The following is a 15,384-nucleotide window of genomic DNA, read 5'->3' on the forward strand; positions in this document are numbered from 1 at the left end:
GCCCGTCGTGCCGGTGCTGTGCGCCGGGGCGGGCTTGAAAATGCGCCCGCGGGGTTTACGCTTTCCCTCATGTGGATCGGACGAGAACGCGGATCGGGAGCAGCGGCCGGCGAGGGCAGCAGCTTCCTTGACGGCCAGTTGCTGGTGGCCATGCCGGGGATGCGCGACGAACGCTTCGCCCGCGCGGTGATCTATCTGTGCGCGCATTCCCCGGAAGGGGCGATGGGCATCATCGTCAACCAGCCCGCCCATCACATCAAATTCACCGACCTGCTGGTCCAACTCGACGTCATCCCGCAGGACGAGCGCATCCGCCTGCCCACCAGCGCCGGCGAGGTGAAGGTGGTGCGTGGCGGACCGGTGGAGACCGGGCGCGGCTTCGTGCTGCACAGCGCCGATTACGTCATCCAGGATTCGACGCTGCCGATCGACGGCGGCATCTGCCTGACGGCAACGCTCGACATATTGAAGGCGATCGCCACCGGCGACGGGCCGGCCGACGCACTGCTGGCGCTCGGCTATGCCGGCTGGGCGCCGGGGCAGCTGGAGAACGAGATCCAGCAGAATGGCTGGCTGCATTGCCCGGCCGACCGTTCGCTCGTGTTTGATACCGAGGCGGCGGCGAAATACGACCTCGCCCTGCGCCGGATCGGCATCGACCCCGGCATGCTGTCGGCCGAGGCGGGCCACGCCTGAGGGCCGGCGGCTCTCTTGGCGGCCCGTCCGCTTCCGTTACGTTACCCTAACGATCAGCGTGAGGACGCGCCGTCCGAGCCGGGAGCGGGAGCGGCGGCCGGGCGCGGGGCGGGATTCTGCACCGGGGCCTGACGGGCGAATTGCTGCGGCTGGGCGGCGGGCTGCGGGCCAGACTGGCGCGCGACCGGCTGTGCCGGGGCGCTGCCACCCGCCGGAGCGCCCGTGCTCGGCTGGCTGGTCGGCGCGCTCGTATTCGGCGCGACGCCACCGGCGGTCGCACCACCGGTCGGAGGAGGGGCGGCCTGGGCCGGGGAAGCAGCCGGGGAGCCTGCGGCCGGCGCGGCGGCGGGTGCCGGGCGGGCGGGCGCGCCTGCCGGCGGGGCCGCTGCGGGAGCCGCCGGCGCCGCCGGCCGCGTGCCGCGCGAGAGCAGGCGGCCGCGTTCCAGCAGCGAGGTCGGCGGCTGGTCGGGCTGCAGGCGCTTGCGCGCGTCGTCGGCGCTCATCGGCTCGCCAAACAGCCGGCCCTGCCCGTAGCGGCAGCCGAGCTTGGCGAGCGCGGCGGCGACCTGATCGTTCTCGATGCCCTCGGCGATGATGTCCATGCCCAGGTCGTGCGCCATGTTGATGATGGTGCGCAGGATGATCGGACGCTGGGCCTTGTTGCCGCTGCGGCCGAGCGCCTTCATGAAGGTGCGGTCCACCTTGATGCTGTCGAAGGGGAAGCGCTGGAGATAGGCGAGGGCGGAATAGCCGGTGCCGAAATCATCCAGCGTCAGCCCGGCGCCCAGCTCGCGCATGCGCAGCAGGATCTGCGAGGCGTATTCCGGATTCTCCATGGCGAGCGACTCGGCCAGCTCCAGCTTGAGCGTGCCGGGCGCCACCACGTTGCGGGCGAGCACCGCTTTCAGGTCCTGCAGCAGGTCGTGCCGCAGCATGTGGCGCGAGGAGATGTTCACCGAGACGAAGATCGGGTCGCCGCGCAGGTTGCGCTGCCAGACGCCGAGCTGGCGGGCGGCGGTGTCGAGCGCGAACAGGCCGAGGTCGACCGCGAGGCCGGTATCCTCGGCAATGCCCATGAAATCGGCCGGCGGCAGCAGGCCGAGATGGGGATGCTGCCAGCGCACCATCGCCTCGAAACCGGCGACGGCGCGGGTCGTGAGGTCGACCACCGGCTGGTAGACGACGCTGATCTCGCCGCGTTCCAGCGCCTGGCGCAGGTCCGCCTCCAGCGTAAGCCGGTCGAGCTTGTGCGTGCGCATGGAGGGCCGGAACACCTCGATGCGGTCGCCGCCGACGCGCTTGGCGAAATACATCGCCAGCTCGGCGTCCTTAAGCATCTCGGTCGGGGTGCGCTTCTGCCCGTCGGCCAGCAGAAGGCCGATGGAGGCGGTGATGAAGATTTCGCGGTCGCCGAAGGTGATCGGCGCGCGCAGCGTGCGGCGCAGCGTGTCGGCGAAGGCGGTGATGCGCTCGGGATCGCGCTCGGAGAGCAGGATCAGCGCGAAATGGTCGCTGCCGAGACGCGCCAGCGTGTCCTGCTGCTTCACCAGCCGCATCAGCCGGCGGGCGACGGTGAGCAGGATGGAATCGCCGGCCGGCATGCCGAGGCTGGCATTGACCTGCTTGAAGCGGTCGAGGTCGATCAGCATCACCGTCGGGCGGATCTGCTCGTCGCTGCGCGCGAGGCCGCCGGCGGCGGAGAGCCGGTCGAGGAAAAGCTCGCGGTTCGGCAGGCCGGTGAGGTTGTCGTGCACGGCGTCGTGGAGCATGCGCTCCTCGGCGGTTCGGCTGTCGGTGACGTCGGACAGCGTGCCGATGCAGCGCACCACCTCGCCATCGGTGCCGACCACCGGGCGGGCGCGCAGGTTGAACCAGAGGTAGTGGCCGTCATGGGCGCGCAGGCGGAAATCCTGGTCGATGCGCCCGCGCCGCTGGTCGAGCAGCCCGTCCAGCGTGGCGCGGAATCGGTCGCGGTCGCCGGGGTGGATGATGTCGAGCCAGCCGGCGGCCTCGGTCTCCAGCGTCCCCTGCTTGAGGCCCAGCATGTGCTCGGCTTCGGGGCTGACATGGATGCGGTCGGTGTCGACGTCCCAGTCCCACACGATGTCGCCCGAGCCCGCCACGGCGAGCGCCCGGCGCTCCAGCTCCTGCGCGCTGCCGGCCACCGAGCCGATGCCGGCGAAGGCGTGCTGCATGACGGTGAAGCCGATCAGCATGACGATGAGCACGAGGCCGCCGAGCAGGGCCGGGGCCACGAGGTCGTTGCCGATGCGGCCGGACACCGCCATTCCGGCGGTGATGACCCACACCACCAGCAGGAACAGGGTTGGGATGATGAGCACGGCGCGGTCATAGCGGTGCAGCGCCAGCCACATCACCACGCCGAAGCCCATGAAGGAGACCACCAGCAGCGAGGGGCGCGCGATGCCCGCCGCCGCCGAGGGATCGAGCAAGGCAAGGCCGACGATGGCGGCGAGGAAGACCAGCCAGCCGGCGGTGACATGCGCATAGCGCACATGCCAGCGGTTGAGGTTGAGATAAGCGAAGAGGAACACCACCAGCGTCGCGGCGAGGATCGCCTCGCCCGCCGCGCGCCAGAACTGCTGGGCCAGCGGCGAGATGCCGAACACCTTCGACCAGAAGCCGAAATCGAGGCCGATATAGCCGAGCACCGCCCAGGCGAGCGCCGCCGCCGCCGGGAACATGGCGCTGCCCTTCACCACGAACAGGATGGTGAGGAACAGCGCCAGCAGGCCGGCGATGCCGATGACGATGCCGTTGTAGAGGGTGAAGGAGTTGACCTTGTCCTTGTAGGCCTCCGGCTCCCACAGATAGAGCTGCGGCAGCCCGCCGTCGCCCAGCTCCGCCACCAGCGTCACCGTGGTGCCGGGGTCGAGGGTGATGAGGAAGACGTCGGCGTCGGGGGCGCTCTGCCGCTCCGGGCGGAAACCCTGGCTGGCAGTGACGTTGAGCAGGCGCCGGTTGCCGAGATCCGGCCAGAACACGCCCGAACCCACCATGCGGTAATGCGGCGCCACGATCAGCCGGTCGACCTGCTCATCCGTGTTGTTGGCGAGGGCGAAGATCGCCCATTTGCTGCCGTCCGGCCCGGGGGCGACCGAGCGCACCTCGATGCGGCGCACGATGCCGTCGGCGCCCGGCACGGTGGACACCTGGATGCGGTCCGTCTCGCTGGTGCGCCGCTCGACCGCCGGGGCAAGGTCGACGACCAGCGCATCGAGACGGATCGCCACCGCCTCCAGCGCCATCGCCGGCGGGGTTCCCAGCACGAGCATCGCCGGCAGCACCGCGAGCAGCAGAGCCACCATCGCCACGAGCCGGCACAGGGCCGGCCGGCGGGGAAGGCGGCCGGCAAAGCCGCGCGGCGAAGCTGGACGGACGGGGGCCAAACGAATTCCTCGGAATACGGCTTCGGATGCCGCGCCGCCGGCTCCGTGCGGTGACGCGCCACGATGAGTAACGGCGCACGGCGGCCGGGGCAAGGCGCCGCGCGAAAGGCAGACACGGCGACGGCCGGCGGATTTCCGCAACTGCCGCCCGCACGCCAAGCTAATCGGCTGGAATTGGGTCGTTATTTGGACCGACGCACCCGCCCGGCGGCAAGGGGCGCCCGCGCCGCACCGACGCCCCGCAAGCCTGGTAATTCCGCCGCGCCATCAGGCATGTGCGGCCTGACGTTGCGGCGCTGATTCCCGGGTATGCCGGGAGGACCGGTCCTTGAAAGCTAGTAGGGCAGGGTGGTGGGAATGTTCGGTGTCCACGACTTCACCCGGGCCTCGGCCTGCGCGCGCTGCTCCGGCGTCAGCTCGGCCACCATCTTGTCGAGCACAGGGTCGTCGAGCTTCTGCGCCTTGGCGTTGAGATGCCAGGCGGCGGCGGCCACGAGGTCCTTGGGCGCGCCGCGCCCGGCCGAGAGGATGCGCGCATAGCGGTTCTGGGCGATGGCGTTGCCGGCCAGCGCCGCCTCGCGGAACATGCCGGCCGCGCGCGCCTCGTCCTTCGGCAGGCCGTTGCCGTTGAAGACGAGGATGGCGAGTTCGGTGGTGGCGACCGCATTGCCCAAGAGGCTGGCGCGCTGGAGCAGGCGGGCGGATTCGATCGGGTCGCGGGCCACGCCGTTGCCGTCGCGATAGAGCGTCGCCAGCGCGTAGAGCGCGTCCGGCTGGTCGCGGTCGGCGGCGCGCTGGAACCACTCGGCGGCGATGGCCGGTTCCTTCGGCGCGACCTCGCCCTGGAGGTAGATGAGGCCGAGATTATAGGCGGCTCGCATGTTGCCGGCCTCGGCCGAGCGGCGGAAATAGTCCACCGCCTGATCGCGCGAGGTCACCGCCTGGCCGTCCATCAACACCGAGCCGAGGGTGAACAGGGCGTCGCCATTGCCCTTCGCCGCAGCGGCTTCGTACCATTTGTGCGCCGCCGCCGCGTCCTGCCGCACGCCGTAGCCCTGCGAGAGGAGCTCGGCCGCCAGCACCATGGAGACCGGATCGTCCTTGGCGTTGGCGCGCTCGATGGCGAGGTCGAGCGCGGTCTTGTAATGGCCGATCTGGTAGGCGGCATAGGCCGGGTCCGCCACCGTCGCCGGCGTCTTGGCGCCTGGCCTGGCGGCGGCCGGTCGGGCAGTCGCGGGCTTGGCCGCGCCCGGTTTGGCGCCGTTCGCCGGCTGTGCAGAAGCAGGCCCGCTCGCCAGCGCGACGACACCCGCCAGCACGAGGGAGAGGACGGGTACCGGGGCGAGACGCACGGCCGGCATCAGTCGGCCCCGAGAGCGGCGAGCCGCGCGGCGAGTGCCTGCGCGCCCTCGACGGGAGAATCGAGCACCAGACCGTCGACGGCGATGAAGTCGGCACCGGCCTCCGCCAGCGCGTCGACCTCTTCCAGCGCGCGGGCATAGGCGACGCAGGGCGGCTCGAAAAGCTGGGCCCACCATTCGGTGCGCTCCAGCGTCGCCTCGAAGGGCGGACGGCGCCCGCCGGCGTCCGGCTCACCGAACATCACATAATCGGCGCCCGTTTCTGCCGCCGTCATGGCGTCGTGCTTGCTGCGCAGCGCGCCGGCGCCGGCAATGCCATGCGGGCGCAGCGCCGGCAAAGCGCCCTTCAGCGCGGTGGGGCCGTCGAGATGGGCGCCGTCGGCACCGACGCTCTCGGCCAGTGCCACATTGTTCTCGACGAGGCAGGCGGCGCCAATGGCGTGGGTGGCCGCGACGATGGGCTGGAGCGCGGCGGCGGCCCCGGGCCGGACCAGCACGGCGGCGATGTCCAGCGCACGGCCGGCGGCCGTCAGCGCCTCGGCCTGCGCGGCGACTTCTTCCGGTGTCCCGGCCGGGGGCAGCAGCAGATAGAGACGGGGCGCCGCGCGTTCGGGTTCGGGAGCGGGTCGGGCCGGTGTGCGAGCCATGGGGGTCCAGCGTTGTGACGTCGAGCGAAGAAAGCCTGCCGCCGGGTGCCTGCGCAATGGCGGGCGGCCGCTTCGCCAAGCCATTCCGCAGGATGGCGGCGAAAGCACGGCGGGCCGAACCTGTCTAGCGCGCCGGAGCGCCGGCGGTCCAGCGCCGCTCTCCATGGGTCCTTGCCGCAATGCGGTAACATTTTAGGGCAAGGATGCGCTGCTCGCCAATTCGCGAACGGGCCGCGGCTTATCGCGGTCATGTCGCGGTGCTATTGGTTCGCCCGGTGCCGCAGGGCGCGGTTCGTCGACGCCCGCCACCGCCTGTTGGGGGAAACATGCGTCTTCGTCCTCATCGCCTCGCCTTCGCCGCCGCCGTGATCGCCGCTCCCGCGCTCATCCCGCCCGCGCTCATCCCGCCCGCGCTCATCCCGCCCGCGCTCGCCCAGCAGCCGGCGGCGCCCGCCGCCACGGCGGGAACGGCCACCGCCGGCACGTCCACCGCCCTGCCGCCGGCGCTGGCCTGGCCGCGCAGCTTCGACCTCGGCGACAAGCTGCTGCAGGTCTACCAGCCGCTGATCGAGCAGTGGAACGGCGACCAGCTCTCCGGCCGCGCCGCCATCGCCATCGGGCCGAAGCCGGCCGACGGCGCTTCCGGCGGCGCGTCGACCACGCCCGCCGCCGGGCCGACCTATGGCCTCGCCCGCTTCACCGCGCGGGTGGCGGTCGACAAGCCTTCCAAACTCGCCCAGCTCAGCAATATCCGCATCACCTCGGTCGACGTGCCGACCGACCCGACGCAGGACACGCTGCTGCTGAGCACGCTGCAGTCGCGCATCTCGCCGCAGGGCATGACCTTCGCGCTCGACCACCTGATGACGAGCTATGCCGCGACCAGGCAGCTCGACAAGGAAATGACCCAGCCGGTGGAGAACACGCCGCCGCGCATCGTCTTCGCCCAGACGCCGACGCTGCTCGTGCTGGTGGCCGGCAAGCCGGCGCCGCGCCCGATCAACGGCGTGCAGGTCTTCCAGCGCGTCGTCAACACGCAGCCGCTGATGCTGGTCGACGCCGCCGGCCTCTATCATGTGCAGGCCGCCGGCACCTGGTATCAGGCCCCCGCCGTCGAAGGGCCGTGGACCGTCACGGCGCAGCCCGACCCGTCGCTGGAGGCGGCCGGCAGCACCGCGACCTATGAGGAGCCGGCACAGACCATGCTGCCGGCCAACGGCCAGAAGCCGGCGACGCCGCCGGCGCTCATTGTCTCGACGACGCCGACCGAGCTCGTCATCACCGCCGGCGCGCCGCAGATGACGCCGGTGGGCGGCACCGCGCTGCTGCGGGTGAGCAATGCCGATCACGCGATCATCCTCGATCCCGACAGCAACCAGTATTACGTGCTGATCTCCGGCCGCTGGTTCCGCGCGGCGGGCTTCGCCGGGCCGTGGAGCTTCGTGCCGGGCACCAGCCTGCCGGCCGGCTTCGCGAAGATCTCGCCGACCGATCCGGCCTCCAACGCGCTGGTGTCGGTACCCGGCACGCCGCAGGCGAAGGAGGCGGCCATCGCCGCCACCGTGCCGCAGACGGCGAGCATCAAGCGCGATACCCAGCTCACCATCCAGTATGACGGGGGCGCGCCCAAGTTCGAGCCGATCAAGGGCACCATCCTGAGTTCCGCCGTGAACACCCGCACGCCGGTGATCCAGCTCGACGCCACGCGCTACTACGCGCTGTTCCAGGGCGCGTGGTTCGTCTCCGGCACGCCGACCGGCCCGTGGATCGTCGCCGACGTGGTGCCGGACGCGATCTACACCATCCCGGTCTCCTCGCCGCTGCATTACGTGACCTATGTGCGCGTCTACGCCTCGACGGCGGACGTCGTCACGGTCGGCTACACGCCGGGCTATATGGGCGTCGTCATCGCGCCGGGCGGCACGGTGGTCTACGGCACCGGCTACAACTGCGTCGGCTATATCGGCGCCTACTGGTATGGCTGCCCGGCCACCTACGGTTATGACGCCGCCTTCGCCTGGACCACGGGCTTCGCCTTCGGCTACGACGCCGCCTTCGGCTGGGGCGCCATGTATCCCTGGTGGGGTCCCTACTGGCGTCCGGGTCCGTGGTACGGCCCGTGGGCCGGCGTCAACATCAACCAGACCAACATCTACGGCGCCTGGGGCGGCGCGGCGACCTGGGACCATGCCTGGGGCGTCGGCCCGTGGGGCACCGCCTGGGGCGCCAATTCGATCCATGGCGTGACCGGCTGGGGCACCGACTTCGCCGGGCGTTCCGCCGCCGCCTTCAACCCGTGGACCGGCAATTACGCCGCCGGCCGCTCGGCGGCGTTCTTCAACCCCTATACGGGGGCCCATGGCGAGGCCCGCGCCGGCATCGAGGGCAACGCCTATACCGGCAATTACGCGGCGGGCCGCGAATCGGCGGGCTACAACCCGACCACCGGCATCGGCCATGCCTCGCAGACCGGCGTGGTCGATAATGACGGCCATATCAGCGCCGACAGCCGTGGCATCGCCGGCAACGCCAAGACCGGCAATGCGGTGGCGTGGAACAACGGCAACGTCTACACGGACCACGACGGCAGCATCCACCAGTACGACGCCAATAATGGCTGGCAGCACCAGTCGACCGACGGATGGAAGGCCGACACCAATGCCGACCAGATCGGCCGGCTGGACCAGCAGCGCCAGTTCCAGGACTGGGGCAACCAGCGCGCCGACAGCTTCGCCCGCGCGGGGGGCTATGGCGGTTTCGGCGGCTATGGCGGCGGCGATCGCTTCGGTGGCTATGGTGGCGGCTTCGGGGGCGACCATTTCGGTGGCGGCTTCGGCGGCGGTGGCTTCCACGGCTTCGGCGGCGGCGGCTTCGGCCGCCGCTGACCCGGCGCCTTTCACCCGTGAAACACGAGCGCCGCCCTTCGGGGCGGCGTTTTCGTGCCAGCCTTCATCCTCGAAAACAAAGACGCCGCCCTCGCGGGCGGCGTTTTGATCCTTGAAAAGAGGCGGGTCGCGTCACGCGGCCTTTTTGGCCTCGATCTCGGGCGTCCACTGACCCAGGGCGGCGAGATAGTTCATCTTTGCGCGGTGGGTGAACGCCGCCTGGCCGGCCGCGATGTTCTCGGTCTTGCCGGACCACGCCTTCTGCGGCGCCGCCTGAAGCGCGCGGCCGTAGGAGAAGGTGAGGTTCCACGGCAGGCCGCCGAGGCGGATCATGGCGTCGAGATGGGCGGTGGCCTCCTCGTCCGACTGGCCGCCGGAGAGGAAGGCGACGCTCGGGATCGCGGCGGGCGCCGTGTTCTTGAGCAGGCGCACGGTCTTCTCGGCGACCTCAGTGACGGACGCCTGCTTCTGCGACTTCTTGCCGGCGATCACCATGTTGGGCTTGAGCACCGTGCTCTCAAGCTTCACGCGGGCGTAGAAGAGCTGCTGGAAGACCTCCTTCAGCACCCACTCCGTGACCTCGTAGCAGCGGTCGATGTCGTGGTCGCCGTCCATCAGCACTTCCGGCTCGACGATCGGCACGATGTTGGCCGCCTGCGCCAGCGCCGCGTAGCGGGCGAGCGCCTGCGCATTGGCGAGGACCGAGGTGTAGCTGGGGATGTGGCTGCCGATGTCGATGACCGCACGCCACTTCGCGAAGCGGGCGCCGAGGTCGTAATATTCCTTGAAGCGCTCGCCGAGGCCGTCGAGGCCCTCGGTGATCGTCTCGCCGGGGCAGCCGGGCTGCGGGCGCGCGCCGAGGTCCACCTTGATGCCGGGGATGGAGCCAGCATCCTCGATCAGCTTGACCAGCGGGGTGCCGTCCTTGGCGTTCTGGCGGATGGTCTCGTCGAAGAGGATGACGCCGGAGATGTACTGCGACATCGCCTCCGAGCGGAACAGCATCTCGCGATAGTCGCGGCGGTTCTCGAAGGTGGATTCGACGCCGATGGCGTCGAAGCGCCTCTTGATCGTGCTGGAACTCTCGTCCGCGGCCAGAATGCCCTTGCCGCCCGCCGCCAGCTTGTACGCTACCTCTTCGAGGCTTGCCGTCATCTCTCTCTCCCGCGCAAAACGAACCGCGCGGCACCGCGGCCGGATCGAACGCGGGGCCGGACGATCAGATGTTAGCACCCGGACGCCGAAATCCCGAGGGTCGGGACCCGCCATCCGGGCGTTCTTGTTAACGCCGCAGCGCCTCGACGCCCGGCAGCGCCTTGCCCTCTAACCATTCGAGGAAGGCACCGCCCGCCGTCGACACATAGGTGAAGCGGCCGGCCACGCCAGCGTGGTTGAGTGCCGCCACCGTGTCGCCGCCGCCCGCCACGGACAGAAGCCCGCCGGCGTCGGTGAGTTCCGCCGCCGCCACCGCCACCGCGACCGTCGCCGTGTCGAAGGGCGGCAGCTCGAAGGCGCCGAACGGGCCGTTCCACACCACCGTCTTCGCGGTCCGCAACCGGGCGATGACATGGGTGATGGTGGCCGGGCCGGCGTCGAGGATCATCTCGTCCGGCTTCACCTCGTCGACCGGGGCGACGCGATGGGGTGCGTGCGCCTTGAACTCGGTGGCGACCAGCGCGTCGGACGGCAGCACGATCTCGCAGCCGACAGCCTTCGCCTTGTCGAGGATCTCCAGAGCGGTGCCCTTCAGATCATGCTCGCACAGCGACTTGCCGACATCCTTGCCCTGGGCGGCGAGGAAGGTGTTGGCCATGCCGCCGCCGATGACGAGAATGTCGACCTTGGCGACGAGATTGCCGAGCAGTTCCAGCTTGGAGGACACCTTGGCGCCGCCGACGACGGCGAGCACCGGGCGCTGCGGCTTTTCCAGCGCCTTTGCCAGCGCCTCGATCTCCTCCTGCATGCAGCGGCCGGCAAACGCGGGCAGCTTGTGCGCGAGGCCTTCGGTCGAGGCATGGGCGCGGTGGGCGGTGGCGAAGGCGTCATTGACATAGAGGTCGCCGAGGCCGGCCAGCGCCGCAACGAAGTCCGGGTCGTTCTTCTCTTCCCGCGTGTCGAAGCGGGTGTTCTCCAGCAGCAGCACGTCGCCGTCGTTCAGCTTCGCGACGGCCGCTTCGGCCACCGGGCCGATGGTGGCGGGCGCGAAGGCGACGGGCTTGCCGAGCCGGCTCGCAACCTCTCCGGCGATGGGGGCCAGCGACAGCGCCGGGTCCTCGCCCTTGGGGCGGCCGAAATGGGCCAGCAGGACGACGCGGCCCCCCTTGTCGGCGATTTCGCGGATGGTCGGCAGCACGGCCTGGATGCGGGTGTCGTCGGTGACCTTGCCGGCGTCCACCGGCACGTTGAGGTCGACGCGCACGAGCACGCGCTTGCCCGCGACATCGGCGTCGTCGAGCGTGCGGAAGGCGGATTCCTCGCCCATGGGTCTTCTCCCTGGTTTGTTGATCTTGATACGAAACGGCCGGACCTTCTTGGCGGAAGGCCCGGCCGGGCCGGAGGTCAGATCAGCTTGCCGAGGGCGACCGCGGTGTCGGACATGCGGTTCGAGAAGCCCCATTCATTGTCGTACCATGACAGCACGCGGACGAAGTTGCCTTCCAGCACCTTGGTCTGGTCGAGGTGGAAGATCGAGGAATGCGGGTCGTGGTTGAAGTCGGTCGAGACGTTGGGCTGGTCGGTGGTGCCGAGGATGCCCTTGAGCGGCCCGCTCGCGGCGGCCTTGATCGCCTCGTTGATCTCGTCCTTCGTCACCTTCTTCCTGGCGACGAACTTGAAGTCGACGACCGAGACGTTCGGCGTCGGCACGCGGATCGATGTGCCGTCGAGCTTGCCGGCGAGTTCCGGCAGCACGAGGCCGACCGCCTTCGCCGCGCCCGTGGTGGTCGGGATCATCGACAGCGCCGCAGCGCGGGCGCGGTAGAGGTCCTTGTGCATGGTGTCCAGCGTGGGCTGGTCGCCGGTGTAGGAGTGGATCGTCGTCATGAAGCCATGGTCGATGCCGACGGCGTCGTTCAGCACCTTGGCCACCGGCGCGAGGCAGTTGGTGGTGCACGAGGCGTTGGAGACGACGAGGTGGTCCTTCGTCAGCTTGTCATGATTCACGCCGTAAACGACCGTCAGGTCGGCGCCTTCGGCCGGAGCCGAGACCAGCACGCGCTTGGCGCCGGCGGTCAGGTGCGCGGCGGCCTTGTCGCGGGCGGTGAAGATGCCGGTGCACTCAAGCGCGATGTCGACCCCGAGCGCGCCATGCGGCAGCTCGGCCGGGTTGCGCACCGCGGTCACCTTGATCGGGCCGCGACCCACATCGATGGTGTCGCCATCGACGGTCACGGTGCCATTGAAGCGGCCGTGCACGCTGTCGAAGCGGAACAGATGCGCATTGGTTTCGACCGGGCCGAGATCGTTGATGGCGACGACCTCGATGTCCGTGCGACCCGATTCCACGATGGCCCGCAGCACGTTGCGGCCGATGCGACCGAAGCCGTTGATGGCAACCTTGAGCGTCATGCGTTTTTTCCCCAGGTGAGCTATCTCATCACGATCCGCGCGTGGGCCTCATAGCGCGGCGGACGTTGCGACACCAGTCGCACTTTTGACGCTGCGACCTTCGGGCAGGGCTGGCGCATTTTGCATGCGCCAGCCGCATGGCTTGCCCGCGAAACGGCTCAGCGCTGCAGTCGGCTGAGGGCCGTCGCGACCACCGCTTCCGGCGTGATGCCGAAATGCGCGAACACTTCCGGCGCCGGGCCGGAGGCGCCGAAGCCGGTCATGCCCACGAAGGCGGCGTCCGAGCCGACAATGGCGTCCCAACCCTGGCGGATCGCCGCTTCGATGGCGATCTTCACCGGCGCCTTGCCGACCACCTGCCGGCGGCTCTCCTCCGGCTGGTTCAGGAACAGCTCGAAGCAGGGCACGGAGACGATGCGGGTCGGCACGCCCTGGGCTTCCAGCGTCTCGCGCGCCTTCACCGCCAGCGAGACCTCCGAGCCGGAAGCGAAGAGCGAGACCTGCGCCTCGTCGGAGGCCGGCACCAGCTCATAGGCGCCGCGCGCGGTCAGGCAGCGCTGGTCGCCGTCGTCGGTGCGCAGCAGCGGCAGGTTCTGGCGGGTCAGCGCCAGCACGCTCGGGCCGGTCTTGTGCTCCAGCGCCAGCTTCCACGCCTCGGCCGTCTCCACCGTGTCGCAGGGGCGGAAGACGAGCAGGTTCGGGATGGCGCGCAGCGCGGCGATCTGCTCGACCGGCTGGTGCGTCGGCCCGTCCTCGCCCACGCCGATGGAATCGTGGGTGAACACGTAGGTGACGCGCACGCCCATCAGCGCCGCGAGGCGGATCGAGGGGCGGCAATAGTCGGAGAACACCAGGAAGGTGCCGCCATAGGGGATGAAGCCGCCATGCAGGGCGATGCCGTTCATGCCGGCCGCCATGCCGTGTTCGCGGATGCCCCAGTTGATGTAGCGCCCGTCATAGGCCGGCGGCTCGACATAGACCGAGGTGGCCTTGGTCTTGGTGTTGTTGGAGTGGGTGAGGTCGGCCGAGCCGCCCACCATCTCCGGCAGCGCCGCCGTCAGCGCTTCCAGCACGATCTCGGAGGACTTGCGGGTGGCGATCGCGCCGCCGTCCGCGCGCGCCTTGGCGATCACGCCGGCGATGGTCTCGCCGAGCTTGGACGGCAGTTCGCCGCGCACGCGGCGGTCGAACTCGGCGCGCTTCTCCATGTCGGTGGCCTTGAAGCGCTCGTTCCAGCTTTTGTGGGCCTGGCGCGAGCGCAGGCCGGCGAGGCGCCAGGCGTCGAGCGCGTCGCTGGGGATGACGAAGGGATCGTATTCCCAGTTCAGGAAGGCGCGGGCGGCGGCGATCTCGGCGGCGCCGAGCGGGGCGCCGTGCACGCCGTTGGTGCCGCCCTTGTTGGGCGCGCCGTAGCCGATGGTGGTGTGGCAGGCGATCAGCGAGGGCTTGTCGCTGGTCTTGGCGCGCTCCAGCGCGGCGAGGATGGCGTCGGGGTCATGGCCGTCGATGCGGGTGGCGTTCCAGCCCGAGGCCTCGAAGCGGGCGAGCTGGTCGGTGGCGACCGAGAGCGCGGTCGAGCCGTCGATGGTGATGTGGTTGTCGTCCCACAGCACGATCAGCTTGTTGAGCTTCTGGCGGCCGGCGATCTCGATCGCCTCCTCCGAGATGCCTTCCATCAGGCAGCCGTCGCCGCAGATGACATAGGTGTGGTGATCGACCAGATCGGCGCCGAACTGGGCCGCCAGCATGCGCTCGCCGAGCGCGAAGCCGACCGAGTTGGCGAGGCCCTGGCCGAGCGGGCCGGTCGTGGTCTCGATGCCGACCGTGTGGCCATATTCCGGGTGGCCGGGGGTCCGCGAGCCGAGCTGGCGGAAATTCTTGATGTCGTCGAGGGTCATGCCCTCGTAGCCGGTGAGATAGAGCAGCGAATAGATCAGCATCGAGCCGTGGCCGGCCGACAGGATGAAGCGGTCGCGGTCCGGCCAGTGCGGGTCGGTGGGATCGTATTTCAGCACCTTGCCGAACAGCACGGTGGCGACGTCGGCCATGCCCATCGGCATGCCGGGATGGCCGGAATTGGCGGCCTCGACGGCATCCATGGCCAGGGCCCGGATGGCATTGGCCATGCGATCATGCTTCTCGCGGTTCGACATGAGGACGAATGTCTCCGAGGGGAATTGCGTTGGTGGCGGTGCGGTCGCGGTGTGTCGTTCGGGGTCGCGTGTGGTGGTCGCGGCAGCGCTCCGGGCGGCGATGCTCCCGGGGCCGGCCTTCTCAGCCTGCGGACAAAGGGCGCGGGAGTGATAGCACCGCCCGCTGTCGTGTCAAAGACAGCCGAATGCACAGCCTGCGGGGCCGGTCGGGTTCGCCGGTTGACGCTCCGTTGCGGCGCAGGCTCAATATTGCCGGAATCGCGATGCCGGAATCACGTCGCCCGAACGGGTTGGCCGAAACGACGCGGCCAGAGTGAGTTGGCGACGGGGCTGCGGTCCTGTCGCGGGGAACGGAGACGCCATGAACCCGCCGGCTGGGGGCGAAGCGAGCACGTTGGAAGGGGCGCTGCGGCGCTTCGAGGGTGCGGTCGAGGCGCTGGAAGCGGCCATCGAGCGGCGGCTGGAGGTCGAGCGGCAGGAGGCCGCCCTCGCGCAGCAACTCCATGTGCTCGGCGCCGACCGCTCGCGCCTCGCCGACGCGCTGGACGGCGCGCAGGCCCGCGCCGAACGGCTGGAGAGCGCCAATGACGAGGTGGCGCGCCGGCTCGGCAGCGCCATGGAAACCATCCGCGCGGTGCTCGCCGCGCATGAGCGCTGACGCGGGA

At 70.0% G+C, this 15,384-nt stretch carries 10 protein-coding genes; 3 read left to right on the forward strand and 7 right to left on the reverse strand.

Annotation, left to right across the window (positions count from 1 at the left end):
- Positions 1–69 precede the first annotated feature (69 nt).
- Positions 70–696, forward strand: coding sequence for a YqgE/AlgH family protein (locus MWN33_RS08645; protein WP_247200080.1), 627 nt, complete (start codon positions 70–72; stop codon positions 694–696).
- Positions 697–749: 53 nt separating this feature from the next.
- On the opposite strand, the gene MWN33_RS08650 is transcribed toward MWN33_RS08645, so the two are convergent.
- The 3 genes from MWN33_RS08650 to MWN33_RS08660 all read right to left on the reverse strand — a co-directional run bounded on the left by MWN33_RS08650 (position 750) and on the right by MWN33_RS08660 (position 6,114).
- Positions 750–4,025, reverse strand: coding sequence for an EAL domain-containing protein (locus tag MWN33_RS08650; protein ID WP_247200340.1), 3,276 nt, complete (start codon positions 4,023–4,025; stop codon positions 750–752).
- Between the two features lie 416 nt (positions 4,026–4,441).
- Positions 4,442–5,467: a tetratricopeptide repeat protein gene (locus MWN33_RS08655; RefSeq protein ID WP_247200081.1), complete on the reverse strand. Its 1,026-nt coding sequence runs from the start codon at positions 5,465–5,467 to the stop codon at positions 4,442–4,444.
- Complete coding sequence (locus MWN33_RS08660) at positions 5,467–6,114, reverse strand: thiamine phosphate synthase (RefSeq protein WP_247200082.1); 648 nt, start codon at positions 6,112–6,114, stop codon at positions 5,467–5,469. Before MWN33_RS08660 ends, MWN33_RS08655 begins: the two co-directional genes overlap by 1 nt.
- 326 nt (positions 6,115–6,440) lie before the next feature.
- Between MWN33_RS08660 and MWN33_RS08665 the strand changes: the two genes are divergently transcribed.
- Positions 6,441–8,999 carry a cytidine deaminase gene (locus MWN33_RS08665; protein WP_247200083.1) on the forward strand — a complete coding sequence of 853 codons (2,559 nt, stop codon included), beginning with the start codon at positions 6,441–6,443 and terminating at the stop codon, positions 8,997–8,999.
- A 132-nt stretch (positions 9,000–9,131) separates the two neighbouring features.
- Here MWN33_RS08665 and MWN33_RS08670 read toward each other — a convergent pair whose 3' ends face one another.
- The 4 genes from MWN33_RS08670 to tkt all read right to left on the reverse strand — a co-directional run bounded on the left by MWN33_RS08670 (position 9,132) and on the right by tkt (position 14,719).
- The gene (locus MWN33_RS08670; protein ID WP_247200084.1) at positions 9,132–10,154 is read right to left on the reverse strand and encodes a class I fructose-bisphosphate aldolase; all 1,023 of its coding nucleotides are present in this window, start codon (positions 10,152–10,154) and stop codon (positions 9,132–9,134) included.
- Between the two features lie 127 nt (positions 10,155–10,281).
- Positions 10,282–11,481 (reverse strand): phosphoglycerate kinase, encoded by a 1,200-nt coding sequence (locus MWN33_RS08675; RefSeq protein WP_247200085.1) that lies wholly within the window; start codon positions 11,479–11,481, stop codon positions 10,282–10,284.
- A 77-nt stretch (positions 11,482–11,558) separates the two neighbouring features.
- On the reverse strand, positions 11,559–12,566 hold the full coding sequence (gap, locus tag MWN33_RS08680; RefSeq protein WP_247200086.1) for a type I glyceraldehyde-3-phosphate dehydrogenase: 1,008 nt from the start codon (positions 12,564–12,566) through the stop codon (positions 11,559–11,561).
- Between the two features lie 158 nt (positions 12,567–12,724).
- Positions 12,725–14,719 (reverse strand): transketolase, encoded by a 1,995-nt coding sequence (gene tkt / locus MWN33_RS08685; protein WP_247200087.1) that lies wholly within the window; start codon positions 14,717–14,719, stop codon positions 12,725–12,727.
- Positions 14,720–15,080: 361 nt separating this feature from the next.
- On the opposite strand from tkt, the gene MWN33_RS08690 reads away from it, so the two are divergent.
- Entirely contained in the window at positions 15,081–15,377 is a 297-nt protein-coding gene (locus MWN33_RS08690; RefSeq protein WP_247200088.1) for a DUF4164 domain-containing protein, read from the forward strand.
- Positions 15,378–15,384: the final 7 nt, after the last annotated feature.

This window comes from Ancylobacter koreensis, assembly GCF_023016525.1.
Taxonomy (GTDB): Bacteria; Pseudomonadota; Alphaproteobacteria; order Rhizobiales; family Xanthobacteraceae; genus Ancylobacter; species Ancylobacter koreensis.

Coding starts and splice junctions, on each gene's coding strand:
- MWN33_RS08645 (WP_247200080.1), top strand. CDS start 70: ATGTGGATCGGACGAGAACGCGGATCGGGAGCAGCGGCCGGCGAGGGC.
- gap (WP_247200086.1), bottom strand. CDS start 12,566: ATGACGCTCAAGGTTGCCATCAACGGCTTCGGTCGCATCGGCCGCAAC.
- MWN33_RS08660 (WP_247200082.1), bottom strand. CDS start 6,114: ATGGCTCGCACACCGGCCCGACCCGCTCCCGAACCCGAACGCGCGGCG.
- MWN33_RS08670 (WP_247200084.1), bottom strand. CDS start 10,154: ATGACGGCAAGCCTCGAAGAGGTAGCGTACAAGCTGGCGGCGGGCGGC.
- tkt (WP_247200087.1), bottom strand. CDS start 14,719: ATGTCGAACCGCGAGAAGCATGATCGCATGGCCAATGCCATCCGGGCC.
- MWN33_RS08675 (WP_247200085.1), bottom strand. CDS start 11,481: ATGGGCGAGGAATCCGCCTTCCGCACGCTCGACGACGCCGATGTCGCG.
- MWN33_RS08650 (WP_247200340.1), bottom strand. CDS start 4,025: ATGGTGGCTCTGCTGCTCGCGGTGCTGCCGGCGATGCTCGTGCTGGGA.
- MWN33_RS08690 (WP_247200088.1), top strand. CDS start 15,081: ATGAACCCGCCGGCTGGGGGCGAAGCGAGCACGTTGGAAGGGGCGCTG.
- MWN33_RS08655 (WP_247200081.1), bottom strand. CDS start 5,467: ATGCCGGCCGTGCGTCTCGCCCCGGTACCCGTCCTCTCCCTCGTGCTG.
- MWN33_RS08665 (WP_247200083.1), top strand. CDS start 6,441: ATGCGTCTTCGTCCTCATCGCCTCGCCTTCGCCGCCGCCGTGATCGCC.